Raw genomic sequence first — 20,064 nt, forward strand, 5'->3', positions numbered from 1 at the left:
CATCACCTCAAGGAAGACCTTGTGATAAAGCCCCTAGCCCTCGCCATCAGCGTTGCCGGTGCCCTGCTGTCCACGCCTACCCAGGCCTACGATTACGGCCAGCACGCCAACACCACCCTGGAAAAACTGATCAACGACTACCCTGGCCGATATCGCGGCACGGCAAATTTTGCCGGGGCAGCCGACTGGATGCAGAGCCAGATGGGCACGGCCTATAGCATCAGCCGCCAGGACTTCACCTGGAACAACGGCAGCCGGGCTTCGCAAAACGTGGTGGCCTCTGCCGCTGGTACCAAGCCCCAGTACGTAGTGATTGGCGCGCATTTCGATACGTACTTCGGCCGCCCGACCCTGCAAGGCCTGGATGACAACGGTTCCGGCGCCAGCGTGCTGACCGAGGTGGCGAAGAACCTCAGCGGCCTGTCACTGGAAAATGGCCTGCAGGTAGTGGGCTTCGGCGCCGAAGAAGAAGGCCTGCGCGGCTCCCGTGCCTTTGTCGACTCACTCAACACCAGCCAGCGCGCCAACATGCTCGCGATGATCAACCTCGACAGCCTGATCACCGGCGACATGATGTACGCCCACGCCGGCCAGAACAGCACCGCCAACCCGGCCTTGGCCTCCTTGCGCGAGCACACCTTCCAGATCGCCAGGGAATTGAACATCCCCTTATTCAGCAACCCCGGCCTGGACCCGCAGTACCCGAAGGGCACCGGCTGCTGCAGCGATGGTGAAGCGTTTGAACCGCTGAATATCCCGATCCTTTATATAGAGGCCACCAACTGGGAACTGGGCGACCTGGACGGCTACACCCAGACCGACAACCCGAAAATCCCCGGCGGCTCGACCTGGCACGACCCGAACGAAGACAACAAAGCCGTGCTGACCGATGCATTCGGCCAGGCGCGCATCGACCAGCGCCTGCGCGACTATTCACGCCTGCTCAGCCGCCTGGTGCTGGAACTGACCAACGCCGACCTGATGGCCTCGACCGCTTCTGGCGGTGCCGTTGCGCGCAATATGCAAGACAACCTGCAGCGCCAGCATCAGGCCCTGGTGCGCCTGCATGATCGCCGTTGGCTGACCCTGCAAGCGGCCAGCCGCGGGGTCGGCAGCTTCGATGGCGAGATCGGCGTGGATGGCGAATACAACCCGGACAGCGGCTTCGACACGGCCCCCAACCCCGAAGCCCGGCGCGTGGGCCTGCATGCCCTCGGCGACTACCAACTGACTTCAAGCCTGAATATCGGCGCCAGCCTCAGCTACCTCAATGGGCGCGACAAACTGGAGCATCGCGGCAAGCTCGACAGCGACACCTGGCAGGCAGCCGTCTATGCACTGCTCAACGATGGCGGGCCACGCTGGCTGGCCGGTGACCTGAGCGTGGGCCACACGCGCTTCGACTCCAAGCGCAACCTGGTCATCCAGGCCAATGGCGGGCCGATCCTGCTCAACCAGCAACTGACGGGCGATACCGATGCCCTGGCGTTGGGCGCACGGGTGCTGGGTGGCTATGACTTTGACTTTGGCGCGATCAAGAGCGGGCCGTTCGCCGGCCTGGACTACAGCCATTACCGCATCGACAAGTTCCACGAAAAGCAGAACCTGCGCACGGCCCTGGAGTACGAAGAGCAGTCTTTCGACTCCCTGGAAGCCAGCCTCGGCTGGCGCGTGCGCGGCGCTGTTGCCCTGCCCTATGGCCTGAACCTGATGCCCTACGGCGACATCGCCTGGGTCAAGGAATTGGCCGACGGCCGCCTGGACGACCTGCAACTCACCGCACGCGCCGATGGCCAGGCCCGCACCGCCAGGCTGGGCTCAGTGGATAAGAGCTTCGCTCGCGCACAACTGGGCAGCCAACTGGCGATCACCCCACAGTTGGGCGTGTTTGCCGAGGTCAATGGCCGCCTCGGGCATGCTGAAGGCAGCCAGACCGGTTATTCGCTGGGTGTGCAATGGATGTTCTGATCAGGGTTTCTTGAACACGTAAAACAGGTTGGGCTCGCTGACCATGTACAGCGTGCCGTCGTCATCCATGGCGATCCCTTCGGCCTGGGGCACGCGCTTGCTCAGGCCATGGCGCCCTTTAAGCAACGACAGACTGCTTAGAGGGCGACCATCAATATCCAGCTCCAAGACCAGGAACGACTCATCCGACAGCGCCAACAGATGGCCACTGCGCTCGTCGTATTGCAGGCTCGACAGGTCGCGCACAAACAGGCCGGCATCGCGCTTGGGGTTGTTGATCACATGTACCGAATAGGTTTTTTCCGGCTTGAAATGGGGAAACCCGTGCACCTCGTAGATCAGCATGGGGTCGCGTTCCTTGGCCACGAACAAGCGCTTGCCCACCGAGTCGTAGGCCAACCCTTCAAAGCCCTTGTTGCCGCCGACGTGCACGCCCAGGGTCATTTGCTCCGCATCGGCGGCGTCGAGGAACTTGGTATCATCGTCCACATGCACTTTGATCAAGCGCTGCTGGCGCTCATCGCTGATGACGTAGATGTTGTCGCTGATAAATTCCACCGCTTCGGCATCGCCAAAGCCCACCAGCGGAATGCGCCGCAGGATCTTGCCCTCCAGCGACAACTCGACCAGTTCGGCGTTTTTATTGGTGACAGTAAACAGGCTTTTGCGCACGGGGTCGTAGGTCAGGGCCGAGACATCGTCGTCGAGCCCTTCGATCACCTGGCCTTCGAGGGTGACGCGATAATCCGCCAGGCCAATGGCGCGCTCATCCGCAGGCTGGTACCACACCTGCCAGTTGAACCAGGCGCGTTCGAACAGACGGAACTGCTGTGCCACCAGCCCGGCAGTGACCAGGGCGAGCAACAGCAGGATAAAAACAGCAGGTTTAGGGCGGGCAAGTCGACGCATCGGGGCGGGCTCAGAGAAAAAACTGGCGAATAGATATCAAGGTCACCTGAATTTAAACTTAAACGCACCGGACTGCCTGGCGAATGCCGTTTATAAAGAAAACTCTGACGTAATTCGTCAGTTATTTCTGCTTTTCAAAGCGATAGAACAGGTTTGGCTCACTGACCATGTACAGGTTGCCGCTCTCGTCCATGGTCACGCCTTCGGCACGGGGGATCGTGTCTTTCAGGCCATTGAAGCCGCCAAGCAAGGTCATGAAGCTGACTTGCTCGCCCGTTTCATCCAGTTCCAGCAGCAGGTGGGAATCGGCCGACAGCACCAGCAAATGTCCGGTACGTGGGTCGATGGACAGGGCCGACAGGTTGCGCACATCCAGTTCGGTGCTGGCCAGTTTTTGCTTGTCGCCGGTCAGCGTATTGCCATCGCTTTTCCAGGTGAACAGGGCCGGGGGACGTTCTTCGCCCAGCACCAACTGCTGGTTGCGCTTGTCCCAGGTAACGGCCTCAAAGGCTTTGTTCTGATCTTTGGACGGGCCCAGGTCATAACTGGGGAAATCGGCCTTGTTCAGCGCCGTAGTGCCGGCGTCGACCTTGACCACGGTCAGGCTGTGATCGCGTTCATCGACCACCGCCATCAAGCCGTTTTCCATCACTGCCACGCCTTCCGGATTGTTCCAACCGTTGAGCGGCATTTTGCGCAACACATCGCCTTGCAGGCTCAGTTCGACCAGGAAGGGATTCTTGCCCATCACTGAAAACAGGGTTTTGGTCTGCGGGTTATAGGACAGGTCTGATGCCTCGTCCTTCTCCATACCGGGCAGCAACTTGGCGTCGATCACCGCGTGATAGTCCGGCAGCCACACACTTTCCCGGCGCTCGGCCGAACTCTCGAAACGCTCCAGCACCCACAGCAGGCCGCGATCATCCCAGTGCATGGCCCAGGCGATGCCATACAAAATGGCACCAGCCAAAAATACCCAGGAATACCAGCGCATGGACAAGCGAGAGCGAAGCGAGGTTTTCGAAGTGGGCAGAGGCACGACCATTGAGCGCTTTTCCGGAAAGTCAGCTGTAGGGGATAGCACAGGATTCAAGGACCCGCGCGCAAGAGCAGGGAATTATCCGGATAGTGTGTGAAAAAAATGCAAAACGCTGGATCCTGCAGATGTACACAAACAACTGTGGGAGCGGGCTTGCCCGCGATTAAGGGCGTTCAGTCAACTATTCAGTGACTGTCACACCGCCATCGCGGGCAAGCCCGCTCCCACAGTTTGATCGCAGTTTGGCAGTGATTTAGCGCACAACGCTTTCGAAGCGATTGACACCCGCCAGCTCCAACACCACTTCATCCCCCACATTCAACGGGCCAACGCCCGCCGGGGTGCCGGTCAGGATCACGTCGCCCGCTTGGAGGGAGAAGCAACCCGCCATGTACTGAATCATCGGCACAATCGGGTTAAGCATCTGCGCGCTGTTGCCGTCCTGGCGCAATTCGCCGTTGATGCTCAGGCGAATGCCGATATCGGTCACGTCCGCAAAGGTACTGCTGACCACGAAGGGGGCAATCACCGCCGCGCCATCGAAAGACTTGGCGATTTCCCACGGCAAGCCCTTGGCTTTGAGCTCGGCCTGTTTGTCGCGCAGGGTCAGGTCCAGGGCCGGAGCGAAGCCGGAGATGGCGTCCAGCACTTCTTCCCGGCTCGGCTTGGCGGACAAAGGCTTGCCGATCAATACGGCGATTTCCGCTTCGTAGTGCACCGAACCACGCTCGGTCGGAATGGCAAAGCCACCTTCCAACGGCACCACGCAGCTGCCCGGCTTGATGAACAGCAGCGGCTCGGTGGGTACCGGGTTGTCCAGTTCCTTGGCGTGTTCGGCGTAGTTACGCCCGATGCACACCACTTTACCCACCGGGAAGTGGATGTTGGTGCCGTCGACATACTTGTGCTGGTAGCTCATGGAACGACTCCTTCAGGTGCGGTTAAACAGCGAAGATCTTGCCGGGGTTCATGATCCCGTTAGGGTCGAACACGGCTTTGACGGCCTTCATGTATTCGATTTCAACCGGTGAACGGCTGTAGGTCAGGTAATCGCGCTTGGTCATGCCCACGCCGTGTTCGGCGGAGATCGAGCCGTTGTACTTGGCGACGGTCTCGAATACCCACTTGTTAACGGTGGCGCACTTGGCGAAAAACTCATCCTTGCTCAGGTTTTCCGGCTTGAGGATGTTCAGGTGCAGGTTGCCGTCACCGATATGGCCGAACCAGACGATTTCGAAGTCCGGGTAGTGTTCACCGACGATCGCGTCAATTTCGCTCAGGAACGCTGGCACTTTCGACACGGTCACCGAGATGTCGTTCTTGTACGGCGTCCAGTGGGAAATGGTTTCGGAGATGTACTCGCGCAGTTTCCACAGGTTGTGCAGCTGGGTTTCGCTCTGGCTCATCACGCCATCCAGCACCCAGCCCTGCTCCACGCAATGTTCGAACGTTTCCAGGGCGTGGTTGGCGACTTCTTCGGTGGTGGCTTCGAATTCCAGCAGGGCGTAGAACGGGCACTCGGTTTCGAACGGCGCCGGCACGTCGCCACGACCAAGGACTTTGGCCAGGGCTTTGTCCGAGAAGAATTCGAAGGCGGTCAGGTCCAGTTTGCTCTGGAAGGCGTGCAGCACCGGCATGATCGAGTCGAAATCAGTCGTGCCGAGCACCATTGCCGTGAGGTTCTTTGGCGCACGGTCCAGGCGCATGGTGGCTTCGACCACAAAGCCCAGGGTGCCTTCGGCGCCGATAAACAGCTGGCGCATGTCGTAGCCGGTGGCGTTTTTGATCAGGTCGCGGTTCAGCTCCAGCACATCGCCTTTGCCGGTGACGACCTTCACGCCGGCCACCCAGTTGCGGGTCATACCGTAGCGAATTACTTTGATCCCGCCGGCATTGGTGCCGATATTGCCGCCAATCTGGCTGGAACCGGACGAGGCGAAGTCCACCGGATAATACAGGCCGTTTTCTTCAGCGACGTTCTGCAGTTGCTTGGTCACCACACCCGGCTGGCACACGGCGGTGCGGTCGGTGAGGTTCACGTCGAGGATCTGGTTCATATAGTCGAACGACACCACCACTTCGCCATTGGCGGCAACGGCAGCAGCCGACAGACCGGTGCGCCCGCCCGAGGGCACCAGCGCCACCTTGTGCTCATTGGCCCACCGCACGATGGCCTGTACCTGCTCGGTGGTCTTGGGGAACACGATGGCGCTAGGTGCGGGAGCGAAGTGCTTGGTCCAATCCTTGCCGTAAGCCTCCAGGGAGTCGGCGTCGGTCAGCACTTTGCCGGGCTCAACCAGGGTCTTTAGCTCATCAATCAGGGCAGGATGGGTCATCGACAGAACTCTCGAACAATTCATGGTCATCCTGAGAACGCTTCACGTCGCAGGAATAGGTGTTTAGCGGGGTGCGTATGCTAGCATACCGCCCCCGCAGGACAGACCCAAAGGGCGTTTCTGCGGTGACGGCTTTCCTGCCGTCCGGGTCAGCTTGCGCTGCTCGACTCCCTGCCAATTTTCTCCGGGATACAGGTTTACGCAGATGAGCAAGACTTCTCTCGATAAGAGCAAGATCAAGTTCCTTCTTCTGGAAGGCGTCCACCCATCGGCTGTCGACGTTCTGAAAGCCGCCGGGTACACCAGCATTGAGTACATCACCAGTTCTCTGCCGGAAGCCCAGCTCAAGGAAAAGATCGCCGACGCGCACTTTATCGGCATTCGCTCCCGCACTCAGCTGACCGAAGAGATCTTCGACCACGCCAAGAAACTCGTGGCTGTCGGCTGTTTCTGCATCGGCACCAACCAGGTCGACCTCAATGCAGCGCGCGAGCGCGGCATCGCGGTGTTCAACGCACCGTACTCCAACACCCGTTCCGTGGCGGAGCTGGTGCTGGCCGAGGCCATCCTGCTGCTGCGCGGTATCCCTGAGAAGAACGCTTCCTGCCACCGTGGCGGCTGGATCAAGAGCGCGGCCAACTCCTTCGAAATCCGCGGCAAGAAGCTGGGTATCGTCGGCTACGGCTCGATCGGCACGCAACTGTCGGTGTTGGCTGAAGGCCTGGGCATGCAGGTGTTCTTCTACGACACCCTGACCAAGCTGCCATTGGGCAACGCCACCCAAGTGGCCAGCCTGACCGAGCTGCTGGGCATGTCCGACATCGTCACCCTGCACGTTCCGGAAACGGCCGAGACCCAGTGGATGATCGGTGAGAAGGAAATCCGCGCGATCAAGAAAGGCGGGATCCTGATCAACGCCGCTCGCGGCACCGTGGTCGAGCTGGATGCCCTGGCCGACGCGATCAAGGACAAGCACCTGATCGGCGCTGCCATCGACGTGTTCCCGGTGGAGCCGCGCTCCAACGATGACATCTTCGAAAGCCCGCTGCGTGGCCTGGACAACGTGATCCTGACCCCGCACATCGGCGGCTCCACCGCTGAAGCCCAAGCCAACATCGGCCTGGAAGTCTCGGAAAAACTGGTCAAGTACAGCGACAACGGTACCTCGGTATCGTCGGTCAACTTCCCGGAAGTGGCCCTGCCGGCTCACCCGGGCAAGCACCGTCTGCTGCACATCCACCAGAACATCCCTGGCGTGATGATGGAGATCAACAAGGTCTTCGCGGAAAACGGCATCAACATCTCCGGTCAGTTCCTGCAGACCAACGAGAAGGTCGGCTACGTGGTGATCGACGTCGACGCCGAGTACTCGGACCTGGCGCAAGAGAAGCTGCAGCACATCAACGGCACTATTCGTAGCCGCGTGTTGTTCTAAGGCTTCAAGCGCTGGATAAAAAATGGGAGACCCGCAGGGGTCTCCCATTTTTTTGCCCGAATAACGCTTATTTGACGTTAATGGTGATCACTTTCGAGGCGACTGTGGGTTCGAACTGGCGATGCACGTTGTCGCCGGCCACCAGTTGCAGGGTGTGCTTGCCTGGCGTCAGGGTCAGCTCGGTTTCGGTCTGCGCCTTGCCGAAGTGAATCGAAGTAGGCGTGGCCGGGATCGCCTCATTGGCGTTGAGCGACTCCACCTTCTGGTCTACCAACAGGTGGTGGTGCCCGGCGTTAGGCACTTGTTTGTCGATCGGTTCCAGGTCCAGCTTCTTGACGCCGAATTTGACGGTGAAGGTTTTATCAACGGTGGCGCCATCTTTCGGCGAGACGATGAACACTTCGGCACCTTCAGGCGCAGGTGTACGAGGAAGGTCTGCGGCACTGGCCAACATCGAGGTACCCAGCAAAAGGCTGGCAATCGTTGCACGGGACAAAAGGGCTTTCATTCGCTTCTCCAGTTTTTCGGTGAAATCTGTAGGGTTATGACAACTTCGCGATAAATTGCGGTCCAAGGCACCCGACACCATAACAAAACGTTGCTGAACGGCGCCTCGCCTGTACGAATTCTTTAGGAGTGACCATGCGCTTTTCGCCTGGCCTGTTGCTGTTGCTTCCTCTTCTGAGCCCCTTGGCTCATGCCGAACTGATTGACGACGTCAACGATCGCGGTGAACTGCGCATCGCCCTGGAAGCCAACACCCCGCCGTACAATTTCAAAGAGGGCGACAAACTCGCCGGCTTTGAAGTGGAGCTGGGTGAACTGCTGGCCAAGGAGATGGAGGTGCGCTCCTCGTTTATTACCACCGATAACGCGGACCTGCTGTCCGGTGTGGAAACCGGCAAGTACGACGTGGCCATTAACCATATGGCTATGACTGCCGAGCTTGAGGATCGTTTCGATTTCAGTGAGCCTTACCACCAGAAGCCGGCATTGGCGATCCCGTTCCAGAAGGGCAACCCGGCGTTCAAGACCAGTTTGAACGGGGCGTTGAAGCGGGTTAAGGACGATGGCCGGTTGAAGGCGCTGGCGCAGAAATGGCTCAAGGTGCAATAAAATGTGGGAGCTGGCTTGCCTGCGATAGCGGTCTGTCAGTTACACATAAGGTGCTGATACACCGCTATCGCAGGCAAGCCAGCTCCCACACTTGATCTGTTTAAACTTCTTAAAGCTGCGTGAGGGCAATTGCCGCCTGTGGCAACTCCAACTCGCTGAACACCTGCACACCATGGCGCTTGAGCAGCGCCGCCGTGACGCCTTCGCCACTGACCTTCACCCCGCTGAAGGTGCCGTCATAGGTCAACAGATTGCCGCAGGATGGGCTGTTGGCCTTGAGAATGGCGATGCGGATGTGATGGCGTTGCACCAGCGCCAAGGCTTGGCGGGCACCGTCGAGAAAGGCGCTGGTGAAGTCTTCGCCCTCGGCCGTCAGCACCTGGGCGCGGCCTTCCCACACGTCGATCCCCTGCCCGCCTGGGATTTCGGCCGGCGGGCGCGGTGTGGGCAAGCCCCCCGCCACTTCCGGGCAGATGGCAACCACGCGGCCTTCAGCTTGCCACGCTGCCAGTGGGTCGAATGGGCCGCTGGCCCCGCCGTCATAGCGCACCTTGTGCCCGAGCAGGCAGCGGCTGACAAGAATCTTTTCCATGTTTAAAACGGCTCGTTGCCCCGCCGGCGAAACCAGCCCGTCAAGGACAGGCGTTCGCGCGTAGCGGGCAGGACTTCGTGAGGCACTTCGCCCGACAGGAATACCACCAGGCAGCCCCCGGTGGGCACCACGTCGTATTCGACACTGCCCTTGAGGTACATGCGCAGTTGGCCGCCATGCTCGGGCAGCCAGGCGTCGTTCAAGTAGATCACCGCCGAGACCATGCGCCGGTCATCGTCGCGAAAACGGTCTACATGCTTGAGGTAAAACGCGCCCGGCGGGTACATCGCGAAGTGGCTTTCGAAATCTTCCAGGCCCAGGAACAGGCTGCGATTCATCGCCAGGCGCAGGCCGTCCATCACGCCCATGTAGGTGTCGCAGATAGGCGCGTCCCCCTCCTCCAACCACTGGATATGGTCACCGCGAATGCCTTCGCGAATCTCCTGGGCCGGCCCACGCCCTACCGCTGCGGGCGCCAGCTCACCCTGCGCCGCACGTTTACGGCACTCAGCCGCCAGCTCCAGGGTCAGAGCCTGGGGCAGGAAGCCATTTTGCTGCGACCAGCCTTTTTCGGCCAAGTCGTCGACGATGCGTTGCAGCAGCGGGTGATCGAGGGGTATTTGCATGGCGCGCATAGTATCCATACGCCTGAAAATCCGACAGCGCCGTTGAGCGTCTGAATGCACTTTAGTCAGGTGACCGATAGGACTTCTCGACAAATCCTACGCCCGACACGGACAATAGTGGCCGACTGACAGGAGTCCTTATGCGTCGTTTGTTTTTTTCTGTGTTGATGTTCTGCGTTTTGCCCGCCTGGGCAGACGGCCATGACCAGTTGTACAAGGTCGCCGGCTGGGCCGAACAACGTGCGCACTTCAATGACGCCCTCAGTGCCGCCCAGCAGCGCTACCGCAATAGCCTGCCGCCGGTGGTGTACCAGGCGCTGGTGGACAACAGCAATAAACGCTTTGCCGCCCAGGCCATGGACCAGCGTGCCGAGGCGCAACTGCGCAAGCACTTGCCCGACCCGAAACCTGCCCTGGCGTTTTTCCAGTCGCCCCTGGGCCGCAAGATCGTCGCCGCTGAGTTGCTGGCCACGCGCCGCGATCAACTGGCGAAAAACGCACAGGGTCTGCCCAAACTCGAAGCCGATGCCACCCGCAGCCTGATCATCGGCCACCTGGCCCAGGCCCTGCCCGCCCGCGAGGCCGGTGCCGAGGTCAGCCTGGCGATTGCAGGCGTGGCGGCCGACAGCTTGAGCCAGATGATCCCCGGCCTGCTCGGCGGTAGCCAGGCGCAAGGAATGTTGAATGGCCAGCGCGAGCGGTTGATGCAGCAGATCGACAAGGATTTGAACAATACCTTGCTGTATGTCTATCGGGATTTGTCCGACCCTGAGCTGGAAGAGTTCGCCACCTTTGCCGAGTCGCCGGAGGGTAAGGCGTATTACCAGGCTGCCCTGGCGGCCATTCGCGCAGGGCTGGCTGTCGGCCAAAGCACCTCAAGCCTGACGCAGTAAACCCTGTGGGAGCTGGCCTGCGATTGCGATCTGTCAGTGACACGCTATCGCAGGCAAGCCAGCTCCCACATTTGAACCGCGTTATTTCAGGTGATCCGTGAGGAAGTTAAAATATGCTTCGCGAATCTGCGGAATTTCATTGGCCAAGTGATGCCGACCCCGCTTGAGCATCAACACCTCAGGCCGGTCGAACTTACCTCGCAACACCTGCAAATTGTGCTGCCAGTCCACCGTCATATCTTCCTCACCCTGCACGATCACCGGGCGCCGGGGGCTGCGTGGTGCGGCTTCGATGCGTTTGATCCAGCGCGCCAGCGACCCCACCCAGGCGGTAGGCAGCTGGCGAGGCTGTAGCGGGTCGGCTTCCAGGAACGGCTTGAACGCAGGGTCGTTGGAGTTATCGCTGAAACGCCGGGCGATGCCTTTGACGAACGGGCGCAGCAGGTAATAGCTGACCTGGGACCAACCCCAGGCACGCGGCCGCACCAAAGGCGACAGCAGGAAAGTCTTGCCCTGGGCCGGACTCTGGGCGCCGTGGTGGAGCAGATGGTCCACCACGATGGCGCCGCCGGTGCTTTGCCCGAACAGGTGCCAGGGTTGCGGCAATTGCAGCGCCTTGGCCTCGACGAACAAGGCCTGCACCACGCTCTGGTACACCGCAAAGTCATCGATGCTGGCGCGCACGCCGCTGGACAAGCCATGGCCCGGCAGGTCGCAGGCGATCACCACGAAGCCCTGGTCCAAGGCCCAATCCACCACATGGCGATACAGCCCCATGTGATCGTAGAAACCGTGGAACAGGAACATGGTCGCGACCGGCGCTGGCGGCCACCAGACCTGGGCCACCACCTCGAACCCATCCACCTGCAAGCGCCCCAGGCGGCTCACCGCCGGCACCTGGCGTGCGGCCAGGTCGAGCCCGTAGAAACGCTGGTAAACCCTCGCCTCGGCTGACAGCGGCTGCGCATCCACCAGGGGGCGCAAGCTTTCGCGCAGATGATCAGGGTCAAAGGTGACGGGCATAAAGGCTTCCAGACTTGCGGTGAAGATGAATATCGAGCTGCGATATTCATCTGTCAGGACAAGCATGGCAAGCTACGCGACCTGCGAGGATACATCCAATGCGACCGCCCTACCGTAACGCCCTGTTCGCCAGCCTGATCCTGGTTATCTGCGCCGGGGTGCTGTGGGCGGCCTATGACTGGTTCCAAGGCCGCTACCTGCGTGCCTTCAGCGAACACACAGCGGTATTTTCCGGCGATGCGCTGCAACTGCCCGCCGTCCTCAGTGGCCCGGGCCCGATTCGCCTGGTGCACTTCTGGGACCCGGCCTGCCCGTGCAATGTCGGTAACCAGCAGCACCTGGGCGAGTTGATCGAGCAGTACGCGCCCCAAGGGGTGGAGTTCTATGCCCTGCAAAAACCCGGCAGCCACGGCCAGTTGCCCGAGAACCTGCGCCACATGAAAGTCCTCGATGCCCTGCCCGGCGCGGACCAGATCCCCGCCAGCCCGGCCGTGGGCATTTGGGATCGCACCGGCAAGCTGGCGTATTTCGGCCCCTACAGCGAAGGCCTGACGTGCAACGCCAGCAACAGCTTTATCGAGCCGATCCTCAAGGCGCTTGGAACCGGACGCGAAGTGAATGCCACTCACACCCTCGCGGTAGGCTGCTATTGTTCGTGGCCTAAGGATCTGTAGCCCGTCCACTTTGGTAAGGAATGTTCATGAAGCGCGTCCTGCAGGTTTTTGCGGTGCTGATTGTGCTGGTCGCCCTGGGCGCCGGTTGGTACGTCTACAGCAAACAACCCACGCGCCAGGGCACGGTGACGCTGGCGCACCTGCAAGGTTCGGTCACGGTGCGCTACGACGACCGTGGCGTACCGCATATCCGCGCCGAGAATGAGGCCGATCTGTACCGCGCCCTGGGCTATGTGCATGCCCAGGACCGGTTGTTCCAGATGGAGATCATGCGGCGCCTGGCCCGTGGCGAACTGGCCGAGGTACTGGGGCCCAAGCTGCTGGAGACCGACAAACTGTTTCGCAGCCTGCGCATTCGCGAGCGTGCCTTGAGCTATGTGGAGCACATGGACCCTGACTCGGCCTCGTCCAAGGCCCTGCAAGCCTACCTGGACGGGATCAACCAGTATCAGGACAGCCACGCCAGCCCCATGGAGTTCGATATGCTGGGCATCGCCAAGCGCCCGTTTACCGCCGAAGACAGCATCAGCGTCGCCGGGTACATGGCCTACAGCTTTGCCGCAGCCTTTCGCACCGAGCCGGTACTGACCTATGTGCGCGACCGACTGGGCAGCGCCTACTTGAACGTCTTCGATCTCGACTGGCAACCCAAGGGCGCTCTCAACCTGGCCGCCAGCGATTGGCAGACCCTTGGCGCCATCGCCGCCCTGGGCGAACAGGCCCTGGCCGACAACGGCCTGCCGCAGTTCGAAGGCAGCAATGCCTGGGCCGTCAGCGGCAGCCATACCCAAAGCGGCAAACCATTGCTGGCGGGTGACCCTCATATCCGCTTCTCGGTGCCTTCGGTGTGGTACGAAGCGCAGCTGTCGGCGCCAGGCTTCGAGTTGTACGGTTACCACAACGCGCTGGTACCGGTGGCGTTTCTGGGGCACAACCTGGACTTCGGCTGGAGCCTGACCATGTTCCAGAACGACGACCTCGACCTGGTCGCCGAGAAGGTCAACCCGGACAACCCCAACCAGGTCTGGTATCACGGCCAATGGGTGGACATGAGCAGCAGCGAGCAGCAGATCCAGGTCAAGGGCCAGGCGCCGTTGACCCTCACCCTGCGCCGCTCGCCCCACGGCCCGATCATCAACGACGTGCTCGGTGAGAACGCCGGCAGCACACCGATTGCCATGTGGTGGGCGTTCCTCGACAGTGAAAACCCGATCCTGGATGGTTTCTACCAGCTCAACCGTGCCGACACCCTGGCCAAGGCACGTGCCGCAGCCGCCAAGGTCTCGGCACCGGGCCTGAACATCGTGTGGGCCAATGCCAAGGGCGATATCGGTTGGTGGGCAGCGGCGCAGTTGCCGATCCGCCCGGCCGGCGTTAACCCTGCGTTCATCCTCGACGGCAGTACTACCCAGGCCGACAAGCTGGGTTTCTACCCCTTCAGTGCCAACCCCCAGGAAGAAAATCCGCCGCGCGGCTATGTGGTGTCCGCCAATGCCCAGCCGGCATCGCCCACCGGCATGCCGATTCCCGGCTATTACAACCTGGCTGACCGCGGCCAGCAGTTGAACGCGCAGTTGAGCGACACAAGCGTGAAGTGGGATGTGACCAACAGCCAGGCCCTGCAACTGGGCACCACCACCGCCTACGGCCCACGCCTGCTGGCGCCGCTGTTGCCGGTGCTGCGCGAGGTGGTCAAGGACCCGGCGCAACTCAAACTGGTGGAACAGCTTGCCAACTGGAAGGGTGACTACCCACTGGACTCCACCAATGCCACGCTGTTCAACCAGTTGCTCTTCAACCTCAGCGACGCAACCTTTCACCCCAAACTCGGCGATGCCTTGTTCAAGACCCTGCTCGGCACCCGCGTGATCGACGCCGCCTTGCCACGCCTGGCCGCGTCGGCAGACTCACCCTGGTGGAACGGCAATCGGGCCGATACCGTCAAGCTCGCCTGGGACAACAGCCTGGCCCATCTCAAGGCTGCGTTCGGCGATGACCCGGCACAGTGGCAGTGGGGCAAGGCGCACACCCTGACCCACGGCCACCCGCTGGGCCTGCAAAAACCGCTGGATAAAATCTTCAACGTCGGCCCGTTCCCGGCACCGGGCAGCCATGAGGTTCCGAACAACCAGACCTCTCCGATTGGCCCAGCACCGTGGCCGGTAACCTACGGCCCGTCGACACGACGCCTGATCGACTTCGCCGACCCGGCCCACGCCCTCACCATCAACCCGGTGGGGCAAAGCGGTGTGCCCTTTGATACGCACTATGGCGACCAGGCGCAGAGCTATATCGAGGGCAGGTATGAGCAGGCGCATTTCAGTGAGGAGGAAGTGACGGCCAATACCCGCGGCACCTTGAAACTGCTGCCCGCCCGATGATCGTTCCCACGCTCCGCGTGGGAATGCAGCCATGGACGCTCCGCGTCCGCCCTTAGAATCGGGACGCAGAGCGTCCCAAGAGGCGTTACCAGGCAGAGCGTGGGAACGATCACGCACGCTCAAACCGGCGCTGCAAAGTTAAGCCTGAACTGTTGCGGCGTGACGCCCAGCCGGCGGTTGAACACACTGCGCATGTGCTGGGCGTCGCGAAAGCCGCATTGATAGGCCACGGTCTTAAGCGGTGCGTGGCTGCTTTCAAGCATCACCCGCGCTGCATCCACGCGCGCCCTCTCGACAAATTCCGCTGGCGTAATCCGCGCTTCACGGGCAAACACCCGGGAGAAATTGCGCGCACTCATATTGGCCGCCTTGGCCAGGTCGGCAATGGTCAAGTCTCCCGTCAGGTTGGCCAGCACGTACAGCTGCACCAGCGCCACCGCCGAGGTGGTTTCGGCATGGGGCGTGAGGAACGGGCTGAACTGCGATTGCCCGCCCGAGCGCTGGGTGAACACCACCAGGCGCTTGGCCACGCTCAGGGCCACTTCCGGGCCGTGATCCTGGGCCAGCAAGTACAACGACAGGTCGATACCTGCCGTGACCCCGGCGGAGGTGTAGAGCTTGCCGTCCTGCACATAGAGACGGTCGGCTTCGACCTGGGCCGAGGGGCACAGGCGCGCCAGGCTGGCGGCATCGTTCCAATGGGTCGTGACGGTCTTGCCGTCCAGCAGACCTGCGCGGGCCAGCATGAAGGCGCCATTGCAGATCGAGCCGAAGCGCTGCGCCTTCGCGGCGGCCGCGCGCAGCCAAGCGTCAAACTCGAAGCCGAAATCCTCGAAGGGTAACTGCGGGCCGCCGGCGACCAGCAACAGGTCATAGGGTTGCCGGGCTTCGCTGTAGTGCTTGTGCGCCTGCAGTGACAAACCGTTGGAGGCCGCCATGGCGCCGTGGCCAAAGCCGAGTACTTCCAGCCGATAGTGATCCTCGGGCGCCAGGAAGCGGTTGGCCTCGCAGAACACATCCATCGGCCCGGTCACGTCCAGCGACTGGACACCGGGGAAGATCAGGATGGCGACGGTTTTGCCCATGGTCACAAACACCTTTTTCCAACTGGATAAACGCGACCCCCTTGTGGGAGCTGGCTTGCCTGCGATGCAGACGACTCGGTACCTCAGGTACACCGAGGTGATGCTATCGCAGGCAAGCCAGCTCCCACAGGGGATCGCCTACATGCTTGGCACGATGTGGCGGCACATTGGCCGGGATCGCCTCCCTGTGGCGATAGCCGCTTCAGGGTCATGGGACCAGACTGGAATCTTTCCAGAGGAGATCCACCATGAGCACCACCATAGCCGGTATCCAGATCCCTGACAGCACCTTGGCCAGGGCCACCACCGAATACATCCGCGACGTCGAATCGGACCTGCTCTACCACCATTCGCGCCGAGTCTTCCTGTTCGGCGCCTTGAGCGGTGAGCGCAAGCAATTGGCCTACGACCCAGAATTGCTCTACGTCGGCGCGATGTTCCATGACCTGGGGCTGGTGGAAGGCCACCGCAGTGACGACGAGCGCTTCGAAGTGGACGGCGCCAACGCCGCCGCCGCATTTCTCAAGCCCTATGGGTTGAGCGATGACGATATCGAACAAGTGTGGTTGTCCATCGCACTGCACACCACGCCGGGCGTGCCGAAACACTTGCGTCCCACCGTAGCGCTGGTGACCGCTGGTGTGGAGATGGATGTGCTGGGCATGGACTACGCCGCGTTCAGCAGCGCGCAGCGCGAAGCGGTGGTGCATGCACATCCACGGGGTGAAGGGTTCAAGGAGTGCATCATCTGCGCGTTCGCCGACGGCTTGCGCCATCGCCCGCAGACCACGTTTGGCAATGTTAAGACCGACGTGCTGATGGACCAGGAGCCGGGGTTCACGCCGATGAATTTTGTGCAGGTGATCCGCACGTCGCCGTGGGCTGACTGAAACCCGATGTTATAAGCACCGCAAAACTACTGTGGGAGCTGGCTTGCCTGCGATGACGGTGAGTCAGCACCTTATAAGTGACTGATACACCGCCATCGCAGGCAAGCCAGCTCCCACATTTTCACCCTGCTCCGGCAGTCAGACCGGCGCTGGCGCCCGGCGCTTGTCCGGCTGCTGCCAGCCATCCGCTGCGGCTTCTTCAATCGCTTGCTGAATAGCCTTCTTGCGATGCTCTTCGGCCCGACGGCTGAAGAACCACACCAGGAAGGTCACCAGCGACACCGCCAACAGAATCAGGCTCGCCACGGCGTTGATCTCGGGTTTAACCCCCAGACGCACCGCCGAGAACACTTCCATCGGCAAGGTGGTGGAACCAGGGCCCGACACGAAGCTGGCCAGTACCAGGTCGTCCAGCGATAGCGCGAACGACATCATGCCGCCCGCTGCCAGCGATGGCGCGATCATCGGGATGGTGATCAGGAAGAACACCTTCCACGGCCGTGCGCCCAAGTCCATCGCCGCCTCTTCGATCGACAGGTCCAGCTCACGCAAGCGCGCCGACACCACCACCGCCACATACGCCGCACAGAAGGTGGTGTGGGCGATCCAGATGGTGACGATGCCACGTTCCTGGGGCCAGCCGATCATCTGCGCCATGGCCACGAATAGCAGCAACAGCGACAGACCGGTGATCACTTCGGGCATCACCAACGGTGCCGTCACCAGGCCACCGAACAGCGTGCGCCCCTTGAACTGGCTGATGCGCGTCAGCACGAAGGCCGCCAGGGTACCCAACGCCACCGCCGCCACCGCCGTGTAGCAGGCAATTTCCAGGGAGCGGGCCACCGAGCCCATCAACTGGGTGTTGTCCAACAGGCCCACGTACCACTTGATCGACCAACCGCCCCACACTGTCACCAGCTTGGATTCGTTGAACGAGTAGATCACCAGGATCAACATTGGCAGGTAGATGAACAACAGGCCTGCGACCAGCATGAAGCTGGAGAAACGAAAGCGCTTCATATCTTGCCCTCCAGCTCTTTGGCTTGGCTGCGGTTGAACAGGATGATCGGCACGATCAGGATCGCCAGCATCACCACCGCCAGGGCAGACGCCACCGGCCAGTCACGGTTGTTGAAGAACTCTTGCCACAACACCTTACCGATCATCAGGGTTTCCGGGCCGCCGAGCAGTTCAGGAATCACGAACTCGCCCACCACCGGGATAAACACCAGCATGCAACCGGCGATGATGCCGTTCTTGGACAGCGGCACGGTGATTTTCCAGAAGCTGTTGAAGGTACTCGAACCGAGGTCCGAAGCAGCTTCCAGCAGGCTCTGGTCGTGCTTCACCAGGTTGGCGTACAGGGGCAGGATCATGAACGGCAGGTACGAATAGACCACGCCGATGTACACCGCGATGTTGGTGTTGAGGATCTGCAGCGGCTCGTTGATCAAGCCCATGGACATCAGGAAGCCATTGAGCAGGCCGTTGTTGCTGAGGATGCCCATCCACGCATACACCCGGATCAGGATCGCGGTCCAGGTGGGCATCATGATCAGCAGCACCAGCACGGTCTGCATCTCTTTGCGCGCGGTGGCAATGGCGTAGGCCATCGGGTAGCCGATCAGCAGGCACAGCAGCGTGCTGAAAAACGCCATCTTCAGCGAGCCCAGGTAGGCGGCGATGTACAACTCGTCGCCCGCCAGCAAGCTGTAGTTGGCCAGGTTCAGCACCACCTCCAGCTTTTGCTCAACGTAGGTATAGATCTCGGTATAGGGCGGGATCGCCACATCGGCTTCGGCAAAGCTGATTTTCAGCACGATGAAAAACGGCAGTGCGAAAAACAGGAACAGCCAGAGGAAAGGAATCCCGATGACCACCTGCTTGCCATTGGGCACAATGCGATCCAAGCGCCGCTTGAATTTCTTCATGTTCATGAGCGAAGTACCACGCCGCTGTCGTCTTCCCACCACACGTACACCTGGTCACCCCAGGTTGGGCGCTGGCCACGGCGTTCGGCGTTGGCGACGAAAGACTGCACCAGCTTGCCGCTCGGCAGCTCCACGTAGAACACCGAGTGGCCGCCCAGGTAGGCGATGTCGTGCACCTTGCCGCTGGACCAGTTGTGCTCGCAGGTTGGCATTTCAGTGGTCACCAGCAGCTTTTCCGGGCGAATCGCGTAGGTCACCGACTTGTCTTCCACCGAGGTGGCGATGCCGTAGCCCACGTAGATGTCGCGGTCCAGGTCCGGGCACTTGAGCACCGCGTGGCCTTCAGCGTCGTCCACCACTTGGGTGTCGAAAATGTTGACGTTGCCAATGAACTCGCACACCAGGCGGCTGGTGGGCGTTTCGTAGATATCGATGGGGCTGCCGATCTGGGCGATCCAGCCCAGGTGCATGATCGCGATGCGTTCGGCCATGGTCATGGCCTCTTCCTGGTCGTGGGTCACCATCACGCAGGTCACGCCGACGCGCTCGATGATTTCCACCAACTCCAGTTGCATCTGCGAGCGCAGCTTCTTGTCCAGGGCGCCCATCGGCTCATCGAGCAGCAGCAGTTTCGGGCGCTTGGCCAGGGAGCGGGCCAGTGCCACGCGCTGGCGTTGACCGCCGGACAGTTGGTGCGGCTTGCGCTTGGCATATTGGCTCATCTGTACCAGCTTGAGCATCTCGGCCACGCGTGCGTCGACTTCAGCCTTGGGGATCTTGTCCTGTTGCAAGCCGAAGGCGATGTTCTGCGCCACGGTCATGTGCGGGAACAAGGCGTAGGACTGGAACATCATGTTGATCGGCCGCTCGTAGGGCGGCATGTCGGTGATGTCCACACCGTCGAGGTAGATGCGACCTTCGGTTGGGCGCTCGAAACCTGCAAGCATGCGCAGCAAGGTGGATTTGCCCGAACCCGAACCGCCGAGCAAGGCGAAGATCTCGCCTTTCTTGATTTCCAGGGACACATCGTCCACGGCAATCGTCTCGTCGAACTTCTTCGTGACCCGGTCGATTTTGACCAACACCTTTTTCGGTGTCTGGTCGCCCTCGAGGGCTTTCTTATAGGCGCCGGAGGCAACTGCCATTTACGAAACTCCCAAAAA

Annotated in this window: 19 protein-coding genes; 7 read left to right on the plus strand and 12 right to left on the minus strand. The window is 61.0% G+C overall.

From position 1 onward, the window contains the following. Positions 1-21 precede the first annotated feature (21 nt). Complete coding sequence (locus GH769_RS23340; protein WP_032902261.1) at positions 22-1,968, plus strand: autotransporter domain-containing protein; 1,947 nt, start codon at positions 22-24, stop codon at positions 1,966-1,968. Here the strand turns inward: GH769_RS23340 and GH769_RS23345 are convergent, their stop codons facing one another. From GH769_RS23345 to GH769_RS23360, 4 genes are all read right to left on the minus strand, one after another. Beyond that, positions 1,969-2,877 carry an SdiA-regulated domain-containing protein gene (locus GH769_RS23345; protein ID WP_014720369.1) on the minus strand — a complete coding sequence of 303 codons (909 nt, stop codon included), beginning with the start codon at positions 2,875-2,877 and terminating at the stop codon, positions 1,969-1,971. It lies immediately after the preceding gene. Between the two features lie 121 nt (positions 2,878-2,998). Further along, entirely contained in the window at positions 2,999-3,922 is a 924-nt protein-coding gene (locus GH769_RS23350) for an SdiA-regulated domain-containing protein (protein WP_014720370.1), read from the minus strand. Positions 3,923-4,169: 247 nt separating this feature from the next. Continuing rightward, positions 4,170-4,835 carry a fumarylacetoacetate hydrolase family protein gene (locus GH769_RS23355; RefSeq protein WP_014720371.1) on the minus strand — a complete coding sequence of 222 codons (666 nt, stop codon included), beginning with the start codon at positions 4,833-4,835 and terminating at the stop codon, positions 4,170-4,172. A 22-nt stretch (positions 4,836-4,857) separates the two neighbouring features. Beyond that, complete coding sequence (locus tag GH769_RS23360; RefSeq protein WP_032902260.1) at positions 4,858-6,252, minus strand: FAD-binding oxidoreductase; 1,395 nt, start codon at positions 6,250-6,252, stop codon at positions 4,858-4,860. A gap of 205 nt (positions 6,253-6,457) precedes the next feature. On the opposite strand from GH769_RS23360, the gene serA reads away from it, so the two are divergent. Then, on the plus strand, positions 6,458-7,687 hold the full coding sequence (gene serA / locus GH769_RS23365; protein ID WP_003195214.1) for a phosphoglycerate dehydrogenase: 1,230 nt from the start codon (positions 6,458-6,460) through the stop codon (positions 7,685-7,687). A 67-nt stretch (positions 7,688-7,754) separates the two neighbouring features. Here the strand turns inward: serA and GH769_RS23370 are convergent, their stop codons facing one another. Next, positions 7,755-8,195, minus strand: coding sequence for a DUF4399 domain-containing protein (locus GH769_RS23370; RefSeq protein ID WP_014720373.1), 441 nt, complete (start codon positions 8,193-8,195; stop codon positions 7,755-7,757). A gap of 134 nt (positions 8,196-8,329) precedes the next feature. Here GH769_RS23370 and GH769_RS23375 point away from each other — a divergent pair, with 134 nt between their 5' ends. Further along, entirely contained in the window at positions 8,330-8,803 is a 474-nt protein-coding gene (locus GH769_RS23375) for a transporter substrate-binding domain-containing protein (RefSeq protein ID WP_032902259.1), read from the plus strand. Between the two features lie 109 nt (positions 8,804-8,912). Here the strand turns inward: GH769_RS23375 and GH769_RS23380 are convergent, their stop codons facing one another. Beyond that, entirely contained in the window at positions 8,913-9,395 is a 483-nt protein-coding gene (locus GH769_RS23380) for a DUF523 domain-containing protein (RefSeq protein ID WP_032902258.1), read from the minus strand. Between the two features lie 2 nt (positions 9,396-9,397). Continuing rightward, entirely contained in the window at positions 9,398-10,030 is a 633-nt protein-coding gene (locus GH769_RS23385) for a 2OG-Fe(II) oxygenase (protein WP_014720376.1), read from the minus strand. 131 nt (positions 10,031-10,161) lie between these two features. On the opposite strand from GH769_RS23385, the gene GH769_RS23390 reads away from it, so the two are divergent. Next, positions 10,162-10,914, plus strand: coding sequence for a DUF2059 domain-containing protein (locus GH769_RS23390; RefSeq protein ID WP_014720377.1), 753 nt, complete (start codon positions 10,162-10,164; stop codon positions 10,912-10,914). 81 nt (positions 10,915-10,995) lie between these two features. Here the strand turns inward: GH769_RS23390 and GH769_RS23395 are convergent, their stop codons facing one another. Continuing rightward, entirely contained in the window at positions 10,996-11,937 is a 942-nt protein-coding gene (locus GH769_RS23395) for an alpha/beta hydrolase (RefSeq protein ID WP_014720378.1), read from the minus strand. Positions 11,938-12,035: 98 nt separating this feature from the next. Here GH769_RS23395 and GH769_RS23400 point away from each other — a divergent pair, with 98 nt between their 5' ends. Beyond that, positions 12,036-12,611 (plus strand): DUF6436 domain-containing protein, encoded by a 576-nt coding sequence (locus GH769_RS23400; protein ID WP_019817779.1) that lies wholly within the window; start codon positions 12,036-12,038, stop codon positions 12,609-12,611. Positions 12,612-12,637: 26 nt separating this feature from the next. Beyond that, the gene (locus GH769_RS23405; RefSeq protein WP_032902257.1) at positions 12,638-14,992 is read left to right on the plus strand and encodes a penicillin acylase family protein; all 2,355 of its coding nucleotides are present in this window, start codon (positions 12,638-12,640) and stop codon (positions 14,990-14,992) included. 119 nt (positions 14,993-15,111) lie between these two features. Here GH769_RS23405 and GH769_RS23410 read toward each other — a convergent pair whose 3' ends face one another. Next, the gene (locus GH769_RS23410; RefSeq protein WP_014720381.1) at positions 15,112-16,077 is read right to left on the minus strand and encodes a GlxA family transcriptional regulator; all 966 of its coding nucleotides are present in this window, start codon (positions 16,075-16,077) and stop codon (positions 15,112-15,114) included. A 248-nt stretch (positions 16,078-16,325) separates the two neighbouring features. On the opposite strand from GH769_RS23410, the gene GH769_RS23415 reads away from it, so the two are divergent. After that, positions 16,326-16,967, plus strand: coding sequence for an HD domain-containing protein (locus tag GH769_RS23415; RefSeq protein WP_032902256.1), 642 nt, complete (start codon positions 16,326-16,328; stop codon positions 16,965-16,967). A gap of 138 nt (positions 16,968-17,105) precedes the next feature. Here the strand turns inward: GH769_RS23415 and GH769_RS23420 are convergent, their stop codons facing one another. Genes GH769_RS23420 through GH769_RS23430 form a run of 3 tightly spaced genes read right to left on the minus strand, consistent with a single transcriptional unit; the run spans position 17,106 to position 20,046 of the window. Then, the gene (locus GH769_RS23420; RefSeq protein ID WP_003195236.1) at positions 17,106-17,990 is read right to left on the minus strand and encodes an ABC transporter permease subunit; all 885 of its coding nucleotides are present in this window, start codon (positions 17,988-17,990) and stop codon (positions 17,106-17,108) included. Continuing rightward, positions 17,987-18,907, minus strand: coding sequence for an ABC transporter permease subunit (locus GH769_RS23425; RefSeq protein ID WP_003195238.1), 921 nt, complete (start codon positions 18,905-18,907; stop codon positions 17,987-17,989). The genes GH769_RS23420 and GH769_RS23425 overlap by 4 nt, the downstream gene beginning before the upstream one ends. Beyond that, positions 18,904-20,046 (minus strand): ABC transporter ATP-binding protein, encoded by a 1,143-nt coding sequence (locus tag GH769_RS23430; protein ID WP_003195240.1) that lies wholly within the window; start codon positions 20,044-20,046, stop codon positions 18,904-18,906. Before GH769_RS23430 ends, GH769_RS23425 begins: the two co-directional genes overlap by 4 nt. Between the last annotated feature and the right edge of the window lie 18 nt (positions 20,047-20,064).

The organism is Pseudomonas sp. CFSAN084952, from assembly GCF_009648855.1.
Lineage (GTDB): Bacteria > Pseudomonadota > Gammaproteobacteria > Pseudomonadales > Pseudomonadaceae > Aquipseudomonas > Aquipseudomonas paracarnis.

What these genes read in the sequence shown, in the direction of transcription:
- GH769_RS23345 (WP_014720369.1), bottom strand. Translation starts at nt 2,877, where the DNA reads ATGCGTCGACTTGCCCGCCCTAAACCTGCTGTTTTTATCCTGCTGTTG.
- GH769_RS23350 (WP_014720370.1), bottom strand. Translation starts at nt 3,922, where the DNA reads ATGGTCGTGCCTCTGCCCACTTCGAAAACCTCGCTTCGCTCTCGCTTG.
- GH769_RS23355 (WP_014720371.1), bottom strand. Translation starts at nt 4,835, where the DNA reads ATGAGCTACCAGCACAAGTATGTCGACGGCACCAACATCCACTTCCCG.
- GH769_RS23360 (WP_032902260.1), bottom strand. Translation starts at nt 6,252, where the DNA reads ATGACCCATCCTGCCCTGATTGATGAGCTAAAGACCCTGGTTGAGCCC.
- serA (WP_003195214.1), top strand. Translation starts at nt 6,458, where the DNA reads ATGAGCAAGACTTCTCTCGATAAGAGCAAGATCAAGTTCCTTCTTCTG.
- GH769_RS23370 (WP_014720373.1), bottom strand. Translation starts at nt 8,195, where the DNA reads ATGAAAGCCCTTTTGTCCCGTGCAACGATTGCCAGCCTTTTGCTGGGT.
- GH769_RS23375 (WP_032902259.1), top strand. Translation starts at nt 8,330, where the DNA reads ATGCGCTTTTCGCCTGGCCTGTTGCTGTTGCTTCCTCTTCTGAGCCCC.
- GH769_RS23380 (WP_032902258.1), bottom strand. Translation starts at nt 9,395, where the DNA reads ATGGAAAAGATTCTTGTCAGCCGCTGCCTGCTCGGGCACAAGGTGCGC.
- GH769_RS23385 (WP_014720376.1), bottom strand. Translation starts at nt 10,030, where the DNA reads ATGCGCGCCATGCAAATACCCCTCGATCACCCGCTGCTGCAACGCATC.
- GH769_RS23390 (WP_014720377.1), top strand. Translation starts at nt 10,162, where the DNA reads ATGCGTCGTTTGTTTTTTTCTGTGTTGATGTTCTGCGTTTTGCCCGCC.
- GH769_RS23395 (WP_014720378.1), bottom strand. Translation starts at nt 11,937, where the DNA reads ATGCCCGTCACCTTTGACCCTGATCATCTGCGCGAAAGCTTGCGCCCC.
- GH769_RS23400 (WP_019817779.1), top strand. Translation starts at nt 12,036, where the DNA reads ATGCGACCGCCCTACCGTAACGCCCTGTTCGCCAGCCTGATCCTGGTT.
- GH769_RS23405 (WP_032902257.1), top strand. Translation starts at nt 12,638, where the DNA reads ATGAAGCGCGTCCTGCAGGTTTTTGCGGTGCTGATTGTGCTGGTCGCC.
- GH769_RS23410 (WP_014720381.1), bottom strand. Translation starts at nt 16,077, where the DNA reads ATGGGCAAAACCGTCGCCATCCTGATCTTCCCCGGTGTCCAGTCGCTG.
- GH769_RS23415 (WP_032902256.1), top strand. Translation starts at nt 16,326, where the DNA reads ATGAGCACCACCATAGCCGGTATCCAGATCCCTGACAGCACCTTGGCC.
- GH769_RS23420 (WP_003195236.1), bottom strand. Translation starts at nt 17,990, where the DNA reads ATGAAGCGCTTTCGTTTCTCCAGCTTCATGCTGGTCGCAGGCCTGTTG.
- GH769_RS23425 (WP_003195238.1), bottom strand. Translation starts at nt 18,907, where the DNA reads ATGAACATGAAGAAATTCAAGCGGCGCTTGGATCGCATTGTGCCCAAT.
- GH769_RS23430 (WP_003195240.1), bottom strand. Translation starts at nt 20,046, where the DNA reads ATGGCAGTTGCCTCCGGCGCCTATAAGAAAGCCCTCGAGGGCGACCAG.